The organism is Streptomyces sp. NPDC007983 (genome assembly GCF_042958345.1).
GTDB lineage: Bacteria > Actinomycetota > Actinomycetes > Streptomycetales > Streptomycetaceae > Streptomyces.
The window spans coordinates 128,944-145,093 of the sequence record NZ_JBIBJI010000019.1 but is presented as its reverse complement, the minus strand read 5'-3'; the positions used below and the strand labels follow the sequence as shown (position 1 = coordinate 145,093).

The 16,150-nt window shown below is 71.3% G+C and carries 17 protein-coding genes; 10 read left to right on the top strand and 7 right to left on the bottom strand.

Going from position 1 to position 16,150, the window contains the following annotated elements; all coding sequences use genetic code 11:
* The coding region (locus ACFZCY_RS37785) for a biotin carboxylase N-terminal domain-containing protein (protein WP_158786612.1) at positions 1–101 on the bottom strand (101 nt) is incomplete at its 3' end.
* 354 nt (positions 102–455) lie between these two features.
* Between ACFZCY_RS37785 and ACFZCY_RS37780 the strand changes: the two genes are divergently transcribed.
* Positions 456–911 carry a hypothetical protein gene (locus tag ACFZCY_RS37780; RefSeq protein ID WP_391184003.1) on the top strand — a complete coding sequence of 152 codons (456 nt, stop codon included), beginning with the start codon at positions 456–458 and terminating at the stop codon, positions 909–911.
* A 60-nt stretch (positions 912–971) separates the two neighbouring features.
* Here ACFZCY_RS37780 and ACFZCY_RS37775 read toward each other — a convergent pair whose 3' ends face one another.
* A complete protein-coding gene (locus ACFZCY_RS37775; protein ID WP_391184000.1) occupies positions 972–1,574 on the bottom strand; it encodes a Maf family nucleotide pyrophosphatase in 603 nt (200 codons plus the stop codon).
* A 245-nt stretch (positions 1,575–1,819) separates the two neighbouring features.
* Here ACFZCY_RS37775 and ACFZCY_RS37770 point away from each other — a divergent pair, with 245 nt between their 5' ends.
* On the top strand, positions 1,820–2,218 hold the full coding sequence (locus ACFZCY_RS37770; protein WP_391183997.1) for a peptidase inhibitor family I36 protein: 399 nt from the start codon (positions 1,820–1,822) through the stop codon (positions 2,216–2,218).
* A 22-nt stretch (positions 2,219–2,240) separates the two neighbouring features.
* Here the strand turns inward: ACFZCY_RS37770 and mmpB are convergent, their stop codons facing one another.
* The 3 genes from mmpB to ACFZCY_RS37755 all read right to left on the bottom strand — a co-directional run bounded on the left by mmpB (position 2,241) and on the right by ACFZCY_RS37755 (position 4,333).
* Positions 2,241–2,372: a morphogenic membrane protein MmpB gene (gene mmpB / locus ACFZCY_RS37765; RefSeq protein ID WP_391183994.1), complete on the bottom strand. Its 132-nt coding sequence runs from the start codon at positions 2,370–2,372 to the stop codon at positions 2,241–2,243.
* Positions 2,373–2,507: 135 nt separating this feature from the next.
* The gene (locus tag ACFZCY_RS37760) at positions 2,508–2,714 is read right to left on the bottom strand and encodes an acyl-CoA carboxylase epsilon subunit (RefSeq protein ID WP_055552525.1); all 207 of its coding nucleotides are present in this window, start codon (positions 2,712–2,714) and stop codon (positions 2,508–2,510) included.
* Positions 2,715–2,734: 20 nt separating this feature from the next.
* Positions 2,735–4,333 carry an acyl-CoA carboxylase subunit beta gene (locus tag ACFZCY_RS37755; protein WP_361483906.1) on the bottom strand — a complete coding sequence of 533 codons (1,599 nt, stop codon included), beginning with the start codon at positions 4,331–4,333 and terminating at the stop codon, positions 2,735–2,737.
* Between the two features lie 190 nt (positions 4,334–4,523).
* Between ACFZCY_RS37755 and ACFZCY_RS37750 the strand changes: the two genes are divergently transcribed.
* From ACFZCY_RS37750 to ACFZCY_RS37725, 6 genes are all read left to right on the top strand, one after another.
* Complete coding sequence (locus tag ACFZCY_RS37750) at positions 4,524–5,420, top strand: biotin--[acetyl-CoA-carboxylase] ligase (protein ID WP_391183989.1); 897 nt, start codon at positions 4,524–4,526, stop codon at positions 5,418–5,420.
* 342 nt (positions 5,421–5,762) lie between these two features.
* Positions 5,763–6,860 (top strand): adenylate/guanylate cyclase domain-containing protein, encoded by a 1,098-nt coding sequence (locus tag ACFZCY_RS37745; RefSeq protein ID WP_391184020.1) that lies wholly within the window; start codon positions 5,763–5,765, stop codon positions 6,858–6,860.
* A 113-nt stretch (positions 6,861–6,973) separates the two neighbouring features.
* A complete protein-coding gene (locus tag ACFZCY_RS37740; protein ID WP_391183985.1) occupies positions 6,974–8,653 on the top strand; it encodes a cytochrome P450 in 1,680 nt (559 codons plus the stop codon).
* A 46-nt stretch (positions 8,654–8,699) separates the two neighbouring features.
* On the top strand, positions 8,700–9,494 hold the full coding sequence (locus ACFZCY_RS37735; RefSeq protein ID WP_391183982.1) for an enoyl-CoA hydratase-related protein: 795 nt from the start codon (positions 8,700–8,702) through the stop codon (positions 9,492–9,494).
* A gap of 219 nt (positions 9,495–9,713) precedes the next feature.
* Positions 9,714–10,811 (top strand): diguanylate cyclase domain-containing protein, encoded by a 1,098-nt coding sequence (locus ACFZCY_RS37730; RefSeq protein WP_391184017.1) that lies wholly within the window; start codon positions 9,714–9,716, stop codon positions 10,809–10,811.
* Between the two features lie 242 nt (positions 10,812–11,053).
* Positions 11,054–11,851 (top strand): alpha/beta fold hydrolase, encoded by a 798-nt coding sequence (locus ACFZCY_RS37725; RefSeq protein ID WP_391183979.1) that lies wholly within the window; start codon positions 11,054–11,056, stop codon positions 11,849–11,851.
* On the opposite strand, the gene ACFZCY_RS37720 is transcribed toward ACFZCY_RS37725, so the two are convergent.
* Positions 11,848–13,275, bottom strand: a complete 1,428-nt coding sequence (locus tag ACFZCY_RS37720; protein ID WP_391183975.1) for an XRE family transcriptional regulator — start codon at positions 13,273–13,275, stop codon at positions 11,848–11,850. The two genes, ACFZCY_RS37725 and ACFZCY_RS37720, sit on opposite strands and share 4 nt — an antisense overlap.
* Before the next feature lie 581 nt (positions 13,276–13,856).
* Here ACFZCY_RS37720 and ACFZCY_RS37715 point away from each other — a divergent pair.
* Complete coding sequence (locus tag ACFZCY_RS37715) at positions 13,857–14,027, top strand: hypothetical protein (RefSeq protein WP_391183972.1); 171 nt, start codon at positions 13,857–13,859, stop codon at positions 14,025–14,027.
* A gap of 71 nt (positions 14,028–14,098) precedes the next feature.
* A complete protein-coding gene (hutH, locus tag ACFZCY_RS37710; protein ID WP_391183969.1) occupies positions 14,099–15,643 on the top strand; it encodes a histidine ammonia-lyase in 1,545 nt (514 codons plus the stop codon).
* Between the two features lie 50 nt (positions 15,644–15,693).
* Here the strand turns inward: hutH and ACFZCY_RS37705 are convergent, their stop codons facing one another.
* Positions 15,694–15,984 carry a hypothetical protein gene (locus tag ACFZCY_RS37705; RefSeq protein ID WP_391183966.1) on the bottom strand — a complete coding sequence of 97 codons (291 nt, stop codon included), beginning with the start codon at positions 15,982–15,984 and terminating at the stop codon, positions 15,694–15,696.
* Positions 15,985–16,150 lie beyond the last annotated feature (166 nt).

The window sequence follows — 16,150 nt, the reverse complement described above, 5'->3', positions numbered from 1 at the left end:
GGATCGGCGTAGACGGCTACGCTCGCGATCCCGGCATCCCGGCAGGCACGGGCAACACGGACAGCGATCTCGCCACGATTGGCGATGAGCACCTTGCGCACGATGGCTCCCTCCTTGAAACAAGCCGAGTTTAGGTACAGGCGACACCCCACGCCGAGAAGCCCTCGGGCGTGAGCTTGACCACACGGAGCGTTAACCCTGCCCGGGGCAGGCAGCCGAATCCCCCGTCGCTCCACGGTACGCCCGGTTTTCCGGCCCGCGGCGGAGTCCGCGCTGTGGGCAGGATCTCCGCCCCGCCGCGCTGGGGAGCTTCGCGTTTCTTTGTGGGATCCCTACGAACGAGGGGCGGAAACTTTGCCGCACGGTCCTGCTCGGACAAGCCCCTCGCGCACCTCTTGTGGGGCGGCTTACCCGTTAGTAGCGTTCGCGATGTCGAACCGGAAGAGGTGGGCGGGGTGGCACGCAGACCAGTGGCCGCGGTGGCGGCCGTGACGCTGATGCTGGAGGCGGTCGGCATAGGGCTGCTGAACTGGATCCTGGGCCTGGTCGTGGACCGGCAGCGGATGTCCCTGGGCGGGATGGACACCGACGCGATGTCCGTGGGGACTTGGATCGGCGGCGGTGTCTTCGGCGTCTATCTGCTGCTGTGCGGCGTGGTGCTGCTCCGCATGGCGCTGCGCGACCGCGCGCCCGGCCGCCTCGGCCGCGTCCTGCTGCTCACCTGCGCGGTGACGCACGGCGTGGTGGGCGCGTTCTCGGTCGGCCTGGTGGGCTGGCCCGCGTTCGCGTTTCTGATGGTGGTGCTGGGGCTGGTGGTGCTCAGCCTGCTGGCGTACGAGCCGGAGGGTACGGCCCGGGGCGGGGCCGCCCCGGAGGCCGAGGGCGGCCAGGACGCCCCCAGCCCCGCCTGAACCGTCCGAACCGCCTGAACAGGCTGAACCGCCTGAACCTTCTGAGGTCCCCTCAGACCCTCAGGCCCAGAGGTCGGTGATGCCCACGCCGATCTCGGCCAGCAGCGTGCGCAGCATCGGCAGCGACAGCCCGATGACGTTGCCCGCGTCGCCCTCGATGCCCTCGATGAACGGCGCCGAACGCCCGTCGAGCGTGAACGCGCCCGCCACATGCAGGGGTTCGCCGCTCGCCACGTACGCGGCGACCTCGGCGTCGGTCGGCTCGCCGAAGTGGACCGTGGTGGAGGCGGTGGCCGAGGTGCGGCGGCCGCTCGCGGTGTCGATCACGCAGTGCCCGGTGCGCAGGACGCCCGACCGGCCGCGCATCGACTTCCAGCGGGCGGTGGCCTCCTCGGCGTCCGCGGGCTTGCCCAGCGCCTGCCCGTCCAGCTCCAGCACCGAATCGCAGCCGACGACGATCGCCCCGCCGGCCTCCGCGAGACCGGCCACGGCCGCCGCCTTGGCCTCCGCCAGCACCCGCGCCAGCGCGGCGGGCGTCTCGGCGCTCAGCGCGTCCTCGTCCACTCCGCTGACGATCACCTCCGGCGCGAATCCCGACTGCCGCAGCAGTCCGAGGCGGGCGGGCGAGGCGGAGGCGAGGATCAGGGTGCGCTGGGCAGTCATGCGCACCAGGGTAGGCGGGCGGCGCGCGGGGTGTGAGCGCTACTGGCAGGGGGGGGCGGCGCGGGCGGTCCGCCGCCGATGCGACCGGAGCCCCCGGCTCGTGGTGCGGAGGGCGGGCGTCCGCACTCTCCCGCGGTGCCTCTCGCGCCCCCTCCGCACGCCCTGACGAGGGCCGTTTCCGTCGCAGCAGACTGACTTCCGCCCGGGTGGTTGCCCGGGGACACCGACGGAAGGGGACGTTTTCCATGCGTCGCACCGCTTCGCTCGCCATCGCCTCGCTCGCCTTCGCGGCCGCCCTCGGCGCGGCCCCCGCCGCGTCCGCCACCGGCTCGGCCCCGGCAACCCCGGGGACCGGCGCCGGCGCGGCGGCCTTCCACTGCGATCCGGGGAAGTTCTGCATCTACAGCGGCTGGGACGGCGGTGGCACCCGCTGCCAGTGGTCGTCGGAGAAGGTCGCGAACACCGCAGACCTGTGTTCCTTCATCCGCAACGGCAAGAACGTGCTGTCCGTGTGGAACGGAACGGGTCACCGCGTGCAGTACTACACGCAGACCAACTACAACGCGCGCGTCGGATCGACGACGGCCGGCCACGGGGGCAATCTCCAGGGCAGCTACCAGATCCGCTCCTTCAAGAAGCAGTAGACCGGCAGGCGCGGATCCACCCTCAGGGGCGCAGCGTGAGCAGACAGGTGGCGATCATGACGGCGATCGCCAGGACGGTCCGTACGCGGCGGAGCATCGCCTGAGCGCGCCGTAGTTCTTCTGGCGGCTCATCGGGCGGCTCGGACCACAGCATGCGACCGATAGTGCGGCCGGACGATGCCGTGGCGCCTGAGTACGCGTACTCAGGCGCCACGGCGCGCAGGCGCTATTTCCGGGTGGTGCCGATATGCCGGATCAGCCGGGGTGTCCTGTCACGTGGGACGTCGGGTCAGGCGGGCCAGTACGTCGTGCGCCACGCCTTGGGACCGGGCTGCGGGACGCGGTGGCTCGGGATGGTGCGGGCCGGATCGGACCACTCCTCCGGTACGCCCTCGCCCTGCGCGGCGGCCGACGCGGCCGCCGCGCGTGCTTGTACGACCGCCAGTGCGGCTGCCAACTCCTCTGGGGTGGGATTGCCCCGGACGATACGGATCATGGAAACAGCCCTTCCTGAACCTAGAGCGGGATGTTGCCGTGCTTCTTCGGGGGGAGTTGCTCACGCTTGTTCCGCAGGGTGCGCAGCCCCCGAACGATGTGGCGGCGGGTCTCGGACGGCATGATGACCGCGTCGACGTAGCCGCGCTCGGCCGCCGTGTACGGGTTGAGCAGGGTGTCCTCGTAGTCCGCGATCAGTTCGGAGCGGGTCGCCTCGGGGTCGTCGGCGGCCGCGATCGTACGGCGGTGCAGGATGTTGACCGCGCCCTGGGCGCCCATGACGGCGATCTGCGCGGTGGGCCAGGCCAGGTTGAGGTCGGCGCCCAGGTGCTTGGAGCCCATCACGTCGTACGCGCCGCCGAAGGCCTTGCGGGTGATGACGGTGATGAGCGGGACGGTGGCCTCCGCGTAGGCGAAGATCAGCTTGGCGCCGCGCCGGATGATGCCGTTGTACTCCTGGTCGGTGCCGGGCAGGAAGCCGGGCACGTCCACGAAGGTCAGCACGGGCACGTTGAACGCGTCGCAGGTGCGGACGAAGCGCGCGGCCTTCTCGGAGGCGCCGATGTCCAGGCATCCGGCGAACTGCATCGGCTGGTTGGCGACGATGCCCACCGGGTGGCCCTCGACCCGTCCGAACCCGGTGATGATGTTGGGCGCGAAGAGCGCCTGGGTCTCCAGGAACTCGCCGTCGTCCAGGACGTGCTCGATGGCCCGGTGCATGTCGTACGGCTGGTTCGCCGAGTCCGGGATGAGGACGTCCAGCTCCCGGTCCTCGTCCGAGGTCTCCAGGTCGGCCTCGTCGGGGAAGGCGGGCGGCTCGGAGAGGTTGTTGGACGGCAGGTACGACAGCAGCGTCTTGACGTACTCGATGGCGTCCTTCTCGTCGCCGCCCATGTAGTGGGCGACGCCGGAGGTGGTGTTGTGGGTGCGGGCCCCGCCCAGCTCCTCGAAGCCGACGTCCTCACCGGTGACCGTCTTGATCACATCCGGTCCGGTGATGAACATGTGTGACGTCTGGTCGACCATGACCGTGAAGTCGGTGATCGCGGGCGAGTAGACCGCGCCGCCCGCGCACGGCCCGACGATCAGGCTGATCTGCGGGACCACCCCGGAGGCGTGGACGTTACGGCGGAAGATCTCGGCGAACAGGCCGAGCGCCACCACGCCCTCCTGGATCCGGGCGCCGCCGCCGTCGTTGATCCCGATGATGGGGCAGCCGGTCTTCAGCGCGAAGTCCATCACCTTCACGATCTTCTCGCCGTAGACCTCGCCCAGCGAGCCGCCGAAGATCGTGAAGTCCTGGGAGTAGACGCACACCGGACGCCCGTCGACCGTGCCGTAGCCGGTCACCACCCCGTCCCCGTAGGGCCGGTTCTTCTCGATGCCGAAGTTGGTGGAGCGGTGCCGGGCGAACTCGTCGAGCTCGGTGAACGACCCCTCGTCGAGAAGCAGGTCGATGCGCTCGCGCGCGGTCAGCTTGCCCTTGGCGTGCTGCTTCTCGACCGCCCGCGCGGAGCCCGCGTGTGTCGCTTCTTCGATGCGGCGCTGCAGGTCCGCGAGCTTCCCCGCGGTCGTGTGACGGTCTGGAATCTCGGGGGCAATCTCCGGCTGCTCGGACATCGGGATGCGGCTCCTGCTCGTCCTGGGGGTGGATGGTGGGACCGTGACGCTGGGATCGGGGCGATAGCTGTGGAGTAGGCGGGGTTGGTGGGGTTTGTGCTGACTGGGGCTACCGGTCCGTAGCGTATCGGCGCCATCGCCGGGTGGCACTGCGTCGTTGGCCACACCTCCTGGTCATAGGCTGGCCCGTATGACGCCATCTGACACCCCCCGGGGCCCGGGAGATCCACGCGATCCCCGCGGCCGCTGGACGGACCTGGAACGGCCGCCGCTCAACGCGGCCGCCCTGCGCCGCGCCCTGGTGCGCCCCGGCGGGCTGTGGACGGAACTGGAGGTGGTGCAGGCGACCGGCTCGACCAACACCGACCTGGTGGCCCGGGCCGGGGCCGGCGCCCCGGAGGGCGTGGTCCTCGTCGCCGAGGAGCAGAACGCCGGGCGCGGCCGCCTCGACCGCACCTGGACCGCCCCGGCCCGGTCCGGACTCTTCTTCTCCATTCTGCTGCGGCCCGGCGCCGCCGGCGTCCCGACGTCCCGCTGGGGCTGGCTGCCGCTGCTCGCCGGGGTGGCGAGCGCGGGGGCGCTGAGCCGGGCGGCGGGCGTGGACACCGCGCTGAAGTGGCCGAACGACCTGCTGGTGACGGTCGGCGGCGAGGAGCGGAAGTTCGGCGGCATCCTCGCCGAACGGGCCGATGACGCCGTGGTGATCGGGGTCGGCCTGAACGTTTCCCTGCGCGCCGGTGAACTTCCCGTGCCGACGGCCGGTTCGCTGGCCCTCGCCGACGCGATCTCCACCGACCGCGATCCGCTGCTGCGGGCCGTACTGCGGTCCATCGAGCAGTGGTACGGCGAATGGCGCCGCTTCGAGGGCGACCCCGCGGCCTGCGGGCTCCAGGAGGCGTACGCGGCGGGCTGTGCGACCTTGGGACGACGGGTCCGCGCGGAACTTCCGGGCGGCGGGGCGACCGTCGGTGAGGCGGTCGCGATCGACGGCGACGGACGGCTCGTGCTGGCCTCGGACACCGGAGTGCAGGAACCGGTCTCCGCCGGGGACATCGTGCACCTGCGTCCCGCGCCGCCGGAAGGGTGAGCCGGAGTGGCACGAAGAGGGGAGAGTGAGCTAGGGCACACCTGACGTATCGTGGTGGCGGTCCGTCCAGTTCGGGGCGGCCGTAGGCCGAACCGGAAGAAGGAACGTAAGGGCAGTGCGCACGGATCGGACAGGGGGCGGGCGGTGACCGCCGACAACGCGGGTTCCGGCAGGGCCGAGGGGCGCGGTGTACGGGACGCCGCCGCGGAAGCCGCCGCCGGACGGGATGTTGCCGGGCAGGACGCCGCCGTACAGGACGCCGTGCGGGAGACCGCCGTACGGGAGACCGCCGTACGGGAGACCGGGGCGCGCGAGGGCGGCCCGGCCGCCGGCGACGCCACCCTGGAGGGCACCGAGGACGGTACGGAGGACGGCATCGAGGACGACGCCGACGCCCCGGACCCGATCGCGCTCCGGCTGGAGCAGCTGATCCTCGGCGCCGAGCGGCGCTACACCCCCTTCCAGGCCGCCCGCAGCGCGGGCGTCTCCGTCGAGCTGGCCACCCGCTTCTGGCGGGCGATGGGCTTCGCCGACATAGGCCAGGCCAAGGCGCTCACCGAGGCGGACGTGCTGGCGCTGCGCCGGCTGTCCGGCCTCGTCGAGGCGGGGCTGCTGAGCGAGCCCATGGCGATCCAGGTGGCGCGCTCCACCGGGCAGACCACCGCGCGGCTCGCCGACTGGCAGATCGACTCCTTCCTGGAGGGGCTCACCGAACCCCAGGAGTCCGGGATGACCCGGACCGAGATCACCTATCCGCTGGTCGAGCTGTTGCTGCCGGAGCTGGAAGAGTTCCTGGTGTACGTCTACCGGCGGCAGCTCGCGGCCGCGACGGGCCGCGTGGTGCAGGCGGCGGACGACGCGGAGATGGTGGACCGGCGGCTCGCGGTCGGCTTCGCGGACCTGGTGAGCTTCACCCGGCTGACCCGGCGGCTGGAGGAAGAGGAGCTGGGCGAGCTGGTCGAGGCGTTCGAGACCACGGCCGCCGACCTGGTGGCCGCGCACGGCGGCCGGCTGATCAAGACCCTGGGCGACGAGGTGCTGTACGCGGCCGACGACGCGGGCATCGCCGCCGAGATCGGGCTGCGGCTGATCGAGACCCTGACCCATGACGAGACGATGCCCGAGCTGCGCGTCGGGATCGCCTTCGGCACGGTCACGACCCGCATGGGCGACGTCTTCGGGACGACGGTGAACCTGGCGAGCCGGCTGACCTCCATAGCCCCCAAGAACGCGGTCCTGGTGGACGGCGCGTTCGCGGAGGAGCTGAGCCACACCGGGGAGGCCCCGGTGTCGGAGGCGGAGGCCGCGGAGGCGGCCGCCAAGGCCGAGAAGGACGGCGAGGAGCCGCCCTCGTACCGCTTCGCGCTCCAGCCGATGTGGCAGCGGCCGGTGCGTGGGCTCGGGGTCGTGGAGCCGTGGCTGCTGAGCCGCCGTAGCTGAGCGGGCGGGCGGTTGGGGGTCGCCGCGGTTGCCGTGGTCGCCGTGGTTGACGAATATCACCAATCGCTGAAGTCGGCACGAGGCGGAAAACCGTTCCGCTAGCGTACGGCGGCATGATCGACGAGCCGGTTGAAACGGGCACCGAGGCGGCCGAGCCGCTGTACACGCCCGAGTTCGCCAAGGACCCGTCCGCCGTCTACCGGCGACTGCGCGAGACGTACGGCCCGCTGGTGCCGGTGGAGCTGGACCCGGGCGTCACCGCGACCCTGTGCGTCGGCTACGACACCGCGCTGGAGATCCTGCGCCGCCCCGAGACGTTCTCCAAGGACCCGCGGCGCTGGCGGGCGAAGAACGAGGGCCGGGTCCCCGACACCAGCCACGCCGGCCGGCTCATCCGCTACCGGCCACAGCCCACCGCCGTGGACGGCGAGGAGCACCAGCGGTACCGCGCCGCCATCGACGACTCCACCAGCCGCATCGACCCGGGCGCGCTGCGCGGCTACGTCGAGCGGATCGCCGACTCCCTGATCGACCAGTTCTGCGATGCGGGCGAGGCCGACCTGATCGGCGAGTACAGCGCGCTGCTGCCGCTGCTCGTCCTCGGCGAACTCTTCGGCTGCCCGCGCGAGATCGCGGACCGGCTCTTCACCGGGCTCGCGCACCTGTTCGACGGTACGGACGTGGCGGAGGCCGACCGTACGATCACCGCGGCGCTGCAGGAACTCGTCGCCCTCAAGCGCGCCCGGCCCGCCGCCGACATCACCTCCTGGCTGATCGCCCACCCCGAACGGCTCGCCGACCACGAACTCGTCGAGCAGCTGAGGCTGCTGACCGCCTCCGGCAGCGACCCGGTGATCAACCTCATCGGCAACGCCCTGCGCGTGCTGATGACCGACGACCGCTTCGCGGGCGGCGTCTCCGGCGGCAGCATGCTCGTCGACGACGCCCTGGACGAGGTGCTGTGGGCGGACCCGCCGCTGGCCAACTACGCGGTCCACTTCCCCCGCCACGACGTCACCCTGGCCGGGGTGCGGCTGCGGGAGGGCGAACCGATCGTGATCAGCTTCGCCGCCGCCAACCAGGAGGCGCTGCGGACCTCCGAGCGCAACCGCGGCAACCGCGGCCACCTGGCCTTCAGCGCCGGCCCGCACATGTGCCCCAACCGCAGCTCGGCCCGCCTCATCGCCTCCGTCGCCCTCGAAAAGCTGCTGGACCGGCTGCCGGACGTGGAACTCGCGGGTTCGGAGGAGGAACTGCGCTGGCGCCCGGGCATCTATCAGCGCGGCCTGATCTCCCTCCCGGCCCGCTTCCCACCCACCCCCCGGGACCCGGCCCCGCCCCAGCCGGGCCCGGCGGCCGCGGGTGCGGAAGCGGTCCCGGCCGGACTACCGGGCGAGGCCCCGGCGCCCGCGCCGAAGGCGCCCCTGGGCGGGGCTCCGGCTTCGGGGCCGGGCGAGGCCCCGGCCCCGGCCTCGGACTCGGCTTCGGCTCCGGGAGCGGCGGTCCCCGGCTCGGCCCCGGCTCCAGGTGCGGGTGCGGTCCCGGCTCCCGGCTCGGCCCCGACGCTGGGCGCGACCTCAGCCCCGGGTGGGGTGCCAGGTGCCGGTGCGGCCCCGGGCTCGACCCCGGCCCCGGCCCCGGCCCCGGGTGCGGGGGCGGGCCCCGACCCGGCCCCGGTGCCGTCCTGGGCCGGGGGCTCCGGCGAGCAGGCCCCCGTGGCGGAGGGCGACGGCGGCCACCGCCCCCGGCCGTCGATGCTGGGCTACCTGATGCGGTGGCGGCGGCGCCGGTAACGTAGCCCGGGCAACGGTTCACGGTCGTTAACCGGGAGGGTGCGAGATGGGTGAGCAGCGGTACGGGGAGTGGGTCGCGGTCCGGCGGGACGGCTTCGTGGCCGAACTGGTGCTGGACCGGCCGAAGACCATGAACGCGGTGTCCTCCGAGATGGCCCGGAACATCGCGGCGGCGTGCGCGGCCCTCGCGGACGACGGTTCGGTGCGGGCCGTCGTGCTCACCTCCACCCACGAGCGGGCCTTCTGCGTCGGCGCGGACCTCAAGGAGCGGAACTCCTTCACCGACGCCGAGATGATGCGCCACCGCCCCGTTTCCCGCGCCGCCTATACGGCCGTCCTGGAGCTGCCCATGCCCGCCGTCGCCGCCGTGCACGGCTTCGCCCTGGGCGGCGGCTACGAGCTGGCCCTGTCCTGCGACGTGATCGTCGCCGACCGCACGGCCGTGGTGGGGCTGCCCGAGGTGTCCGTCGGCGTGATCCCGGGCGGCGGCGGTACGCAGCTGCTGCCCCGCCGGGTGGGGGCCGCGCGCGCCGCCGAGCTGATCTTCTCCGCCCGGCGGGTGCCCGCCGAGGAGGCCCATGCGCTGGGCATGGTGGACGAACTCGTCGCGCCGGGTGAGGACCGTACGGCCGCGCTGGAGCTGGCCGGGCGGATCGCCGCGAACTCGCCGGTCGGGCTGCGCGCCGCCAAGCGGGCGCTGCGGCTCGGGCACGGACTGGACCTCAAGGCCGGTCTTGAGGTCGAGGACGCGGGCTGGCGGACGATCGCGTTCTCCGGCGACCGGGCCGAGGGCGTGGCGGCGTTCAACGAGAAGCGCACGCCGGACTGGCCCGGGGAGTGAGAGCCCCGTCCCGGCCGATACCGCCCGGTCGATACCAGGGGTGAACGGGCTAAAGCGGATTGTCCTCGACATTCTTACTCTTGAGTGCAGAGCGGACGCGCGCACTCCCGGTGAGTGTGTGCGGTGAGGAATGCGAGGCCGATCGTGAGCGACAACGGGGACGATGGGGGACGAGGCGGCGACCGGCGGTTGCGGGCGGTGGTGGGTCTCGCGCAGGCGATGGCGGCGGCGCCCACCCCGCGCGAGTCGGTGGGCGCCGCAGCCGAGAGCGCGCGCCGCGCGCTGGACGGCAGCTTCGCGGCGGTTTCGGTGTGGGAGCGGGAGCGGGGCCGGTTGCGGGTTCTGGTGAACGTGGGCGAGCTGATGCCGGGGGAGGAGCCGGCGCCGGAGGACGAGTCGTATCCGGTGCACGACTTCCCGGAGATCGCGGAGTTTCTGCACGAGCGGTGGGCCGCGGGCGGTGAGCCGCACGCGTGGGTGGAGACCGCGGAGGGCACCGGGCCGGGCCCGGCCCCGTACTGCCATCAGCGGGTGGCCGCCCTGCGGCGGCGCGGGCGCGGCTCGTGCGTGGTCGCGCCGCTGGTGCTGCACGGGCGGGCGTGGGGCGAGCTGTATGTGGCGCGGGCGGCCGGGAGCCCGGTGTTCGACCGGGGCGACGCCGACTTCGCGACCGTCCTGGCCTCGGTGGCGGCCGCCGGACTGGCCCAGACCGAACGTCTGGAGGAGGCCCGCCGCCTGGCCTTCACCGACCCCCTGACCGGGCTGGGCAACCGGCGTGCGGTGGACATACGGCTGGACGAGGCGCTGGAGGCGTACCGCGAGGACGGGACCGTGGTGACGCTGGTGGTGTGCGACCTGAACGGCCTCAAGCAGGTCAACGACACGCTGGGGCATGCGGTGGGGGACCGCCTGCTGGAACGTTTCGGCACGGTGCTGTCGCTGTGCGGGGCGATGCTGCCGGGTGCCCTGGTGGCGCGGCTGGGCGGCGACGAGTTCTGTCTGCTGGGGGTCGGGCCGCCGGCGGACGAGGTGGTGCGGGTGGCCGATGAGCTGTGCCGACGGGCCGCGGAGCTGGAGATGGGCGAGGGGGTCGCCTGCGGGATCGCCTCGACCGGCGACCCGATCGGCCCCGTGCCATCGGCCCGCCGCCTGTTCCGCCTGGCGGACGCGGCCCAGTACCGGGCGAAGGCCGCCCGTTCCCAGAAGCCGGTGGTGGCCGGCCGCGACGGTGGCCCCGACGACCCGGTGATCCGCCTGGCCGACACCGCGGCGGACCGCCGCCGAGACCGCCGCCGCTTCCGAGGCCGCCGCCCCTAAGGGCTGTCCCGTAACCCCCAGTGGATCAGCGAGCGGCGCCAGATGCGGTCAATCGCAAGGCGGAGGGTCGCCCTCGTACCGGGTCGTACTCGGGCGATCCCGACAACGCGGCGAGTGGCCGCAGCTGGCGTCGGGAGCCCGCTGGGGGTTACGGGACAGCCCTTAGCTTGGTGCCCAGTGGCAAGGGGCGTTGCCGCCCGGTCTCGCGGCGCTAGGCTCACGCCATGCCTACGTCTCACAGCGTGACGCTTCGGACGCTTGATGGCCTCCACTTGGCGGGCACGCTCGTGCGCCCCGACATGCCAGGCTCGCGTGCTGTCGTGCTCGTGCACGGTGGTGGTGTCACCCGCGAAGAGGGCGGTTTTTTCACGCGCCTCGCCGATGGACTGGCTGAAGGCGGTGTGGCGTCTTTGCGATTCGACCTGCGCGGCCATGGTGAAAGCCAAGGTCGGCAGGAAGAGTTGACCCTGGCCTCCATCCTCAACGACATTCGTGCAGCCACCGCCTTCATCCGCGAAACCACGAGCGCCCAGGAAGTCACGTTGCTTGGTGCCAGCTTCGGTGGTGGCGTCTGCGCGTACTATGCCGCCAAGCGCCCGTCGGATTTTTCGCGGCTGGTGCTGTTCAATCCGCAGTTGGACTACAAATGGCGCACCATCGACACCCGATCCTATTGGGTCGATGATTCAATCAGCGAAGAGGCAGCGCAGCAGCTATCCGAAGACGGATTTATCCAATTCACGCCGACGCTGAGGCATGGGCGGCCCCTGTTCAATGAGGTTTTCTGGCTGCACCCAATTGAGGTACTTGGTGAGGTGCAAGCCCCAACGCTGATCGTGCATGGAACGGAAGACACGTTCGTCCCCATCGGGCTGTCGCGAGCTGCTGTGCAGAAGTTCGGTGCCTCCTGTGAACTCATGGAGCTTGAGGGGGCGCAGCATGGTTTCGCCGTGCACGACGACCCGCAGTACCTGAACCCTCAAAGTCAGGAATGGCAGGCGTTTGTCATCCGTTCCGTGACCGACTGGGTGACCGGTTAAGCTGCGTGGAGCGCCTCGCGGAACTCCCGTACCGCCGGCCGACTGCGCCAACGGCTGAGAGTCTGTAGTGCTTCACCAAGTACCCGCATGGTGCGCGCCGATTTCATCGATCGGGCGACTTCGGCGGAGGCAGCGCCGATCCTGGCCGCCTCATCAGGCTCGCCGCCCAGGGCCAGGGCCGCAGCTCGCCGGGCGTTGAAGAAGCCAGCGTCACGGTGCGAGAGCTTACCGGTCGAAAGGATGTCGCCGAACAGAGCGGCGGCGGCGTGTGGCTTTCCCGCCTCGGTGTACGTTACGGCATTCCTGAGCAGCAATGTATGCTCGCTGAAATACGCGCCGAGTGCGCTGGGCTCGCCGACGGCCCGCATCAGTAATTCGTGGGCGGTGTCGAGTTTCTGCTCAATCAGTGAGATCGGCTCGCCGAGCATGGCGCACCCCAGCGCTTCCTGTTGCAACAACTCTGCTTGCACCCGGGTGGGGAGTTGCCACCGCTCATGCTGGCCTGCCTGGGCCAGCGTCAGCATGCGTACGCCATCCCCGTCGTCGTACGCCATTTGGGATTTCTTGAGCAGCATGTACCCCTGCATGGCGGGGTCATCGGCTTCTTGTGCCCATTCCATCGCCCGGTCGTACCAGAAAAGGGCGACAGTCGGTTGATGGATATCCCGGTAAAGCCATCCGGCGAATTCCGCCCCATCGGCGCCGACCGACAGCATCTCTCGTCGGACGGCGGGCTTCACGTTCCGGGCTTGTTGCTCAATGGCGCCCAGTAGGGCCAGCGTCACCGGCAGGGTCTGTTGCGCGCCGAGTCGGCCGTCGTCGCGCTTCGCTGTTTCAAGTCGGCTGCGGAAATAGTCGACCACCGTCCCGTCGAAATAACGGTGAGCGTCGTCCAAAGCGGCGGCCGTACGCCGGAACTCTTCAAGGCTTGCCCCTGCCAGAGCGGTAGCGGCAAATCCGCCTTTGAGGAGGGTGCGCCGGTTGAGGGGGCTCATCATCTCGTATTCCATGGGCGGTGGGGCAGTATCGTCTGCCGGGTTGCCGGGAGGCGTCGATGGCTCAAGGGGGCTGCCGAGGTCGGGTGCGCTACTGGTTTGGTCACATCCTTCCGGGGAGCTTTCCCATGGCCGTCTCGGGAGATCGAGCATCGCGCCGGGGATGCCGAAGGCATCGGCAATACGTTCGATTACCGCCTGTCCTCGGATCCGCCTCACGCCTCGAATCACGTCACTGACCCGGGAACTCGTCATCTTGCCGATGGCGGCTGCGATGTCCGCATGGCTGGATCCGGTGCGCCGGTTGACGAGACGGAAGACTTCCTGAAAGTCCCGGGTGGTGCAGGCGTGCCGCATGGCATCGCTCTGCAGCAGTGTCTCGGGGATCGTCAGTGGATAGCCGCTGCGTCGGGTCTCGGGTTCGTCCATGGGCCACCTAGCAGGGACGGAAATGATGCACACCAGCGTAGCCCCGTGGCCCGAACGGGGTTCCCCAAAAAGGCCATAACGGGGTTCCCCAAACGGGGTTGCGGGGATCCCCGTTCGCTGTTCCCGCATTCCTCCGCCGCCTCGAAGCTCGTGGGGCGGCGCGTATCCGCGCCAAGGAAGGAGCAGGCAGCGTGAGGAAGAATAGCCAGGCCATCCGAACGTGGGTCCGCTGGTGAGAGACATGGCCAACGATCGCGTTGAGAGCGAAGTCTCCGACTTCCCCCGCGCCGCTGACCTTGAGCAACTTCAGTCGGCGTACCTGATGTACAGGGGTGAGTGCCGGATGTGTACGCCTGACCGGTCGTGCGAGATGGCCCGACGGCTGGAAGAGGCGCAGCGTACGGCGGGGGCGTCATGACCACGGGCTGTGCGGAATGCGTCCGCCTGGAGCGCGAGAAGGAAGCGGCGCGCAAGTCCGGAGATCTGAGCAAGGTCACCGACTGTGCCGTGTTACTGAGTCGGCACCCGGACCACAGCAAGAGGGGCGCTCGCACCGGAAAGGGAAAGGCATGAAGCGCGCTATGGATCACCTGGACCGCCGGGAACTGCCGGACTGGATTCCAGGCACTGCCGGGGAGGACGTGATGACCGTGCACAAGGTGTGCGACGGCCGTCCCGTCTGTGGTGCCATCGGAGAGGTAGCCGAGTGGCGGCGGGCGATCAGCTGCTCCGCCTGCCTCACCACCGGATAACGGGACCGCGGGTTCCGGGTGGGAAGCCCGCGGGGTGACACTTGGGGATTCACTCTCTAGGGTGCCTGAATATGGATATGCACACTGTGGTGGTGGGGACGTCCGGAACGTCCGCCGAGGACGTTGTCGCCGTGGCGCGCGGCGGGGCGCGGGTCGAGTTGGCGGGGGAGGCGGTGGAGGCCGTCGCCACCGCGCGGCGGGTGATTGACGACCTGGCGGCCAAGCCCGAGCCCGTGTACGGGGTCTCCACCGGCTTCGGCGCCCTCGCCGTACGCCACATCAGCCCCGAACTCCGCGCCCAGCTGCAGCGCAACATCGTGCGCTCGCACGCGGCGGGCATGGGGCCGCGGGTGGAGCGGGAGGTGGTGCGGGCGCTGATGTTCCTGCGGCTCAAGACGCTCGCGTCCGGCCACACCGGGGTGCGGCCCGTGGTCGTGGAGACGATGGCGGCCCTGCTCAACGCGGGGATCACGCCCGTCGTGCACGAGTACGGCTCCCTCGGCTGCTCCGGGGACCTCGCGCCGCTGTCCCACTGCGCCCTCGCGCTGATGGGGGAGGGCGACGCCGAGGGGCCCGACGGGGAGGTGCGGCCCGCGGCCGAGCTGCTGGCGGCGCACGGCATCGAGCCGGTCGAGCTGCGCGAGAAGGAAGGACTGGCGCTGCTCAACGGCACCGACGGGATGCTCGGCATGCTGGTCATGGCCTGCGCCGACCTGGCCCGGCTGTACACCGTGGCCGATGTGACGGCGGCCCTGTCGCTGGAGGCGCTGCTCGGCACGGACCGGGTGCTCGCGCCCGAGCTGCACGCGATCCGCCCGCACCCCGGCCAGGCGGCCAGCGCGGACAACATGCTGCGGGTGCTCGCCGGTTCCGGGCTCACCGGGCACCACCAGGACGACGCGCCGCGCGTCCAGGACGCGTACTCGATCCGCTGCGCCCCCCAGGTGGCGGGCGCGGGCCGGGACACGCTCGCGCACGCCTGTCTGGTCGCGGACCGGGAGCTGGCGTCCGCCGTGGACAACCCGGTGGTGCTGGCGGACGGCCGGGTGGAGTCGAACGGCAACTTCCACGGCGCGCCCGTCGCGTACGTCCTGGACTTCCTCGCCGTGGCGGCGGCCGACCTCGCCTCGATCGCGGAGCGCCGTACCGACCGGCTGCTGGACAAGAACCGCTCGCACGGGCTGCCGCCCTTCCTGGCCGGTGACCCGGGCGTGGACTCGGGGCTGATGATCGCGCAGTACACGCAGGCGGCGCTGGTGAGCGAGCTGAAGCGGCTCGCGGTGCCCGCCTCGGTCGACTCGATCCCGTCCTCCGCGATGCAGGAGGACCACGTCTCCATGGGCTGGTCGGCGGCGCGCAAGCTGCGCACGGTGGTGGACAACCTGACCCGGGTCCTCGCGATCGAACTGGTCGCCGCGGCCCGCGCGGTCGAGCTGCGGGAGGGCCTGGTGCCCGCGCCCGCGACCCGGGCGGTGCTGGCGGCGGTGCGCCGGGCGGGGGTCGAGGGCCCGGGCGGGGACCGCTACCTGGCGCCGGACCTGGCGGCCGCCGAGGCGTTCGTACGGTCCGGTGGACTGGCCGAGGCGGTCGAATCGGTGACCGGGCCGCTGGCCTGAGGACCATCAGCCCGGCGTGAATCAGCCCGGCGTGAATCAGCCCGGCGTGATCAGGACGCCTCCGGGCGCGTACGGCGCGCGGAGGCGGTCACCATGGTCACGCCGAGGCCCAGGAAGGCCGTGCCTCCGGCGAGATACGGAGTGACGTCCACGCTGCCGGTGTCGGCGAGGTTTTCGTCCGGGACGGCCTCGGTGCGCGGCTGGGACGGCTCTTCGCTACTGCTCCCGGAGGACGGCCGGCCGTCGGTCTCGACCGTCGCGTTGGCGGAGGGGACGAACCACAGGGCGCACAGCAGCGAACCGGCTGCGGCGGCGGTCAGCAGCGGTCGGCGTGCGGACACAACGGCATCCTCCTTGAGGGTGCGGTGAATTGACCCTGCGTGCCCGATCGTAGTGACATACCGAGGGCGGACGGTAGCGAACCGGGACGACGGCCCGCTCCGCACCGTATGACTAATCCCTGCCTGTCATGGTTTGTCCGTATTCACGGCGCTGCGTCATAAGCTG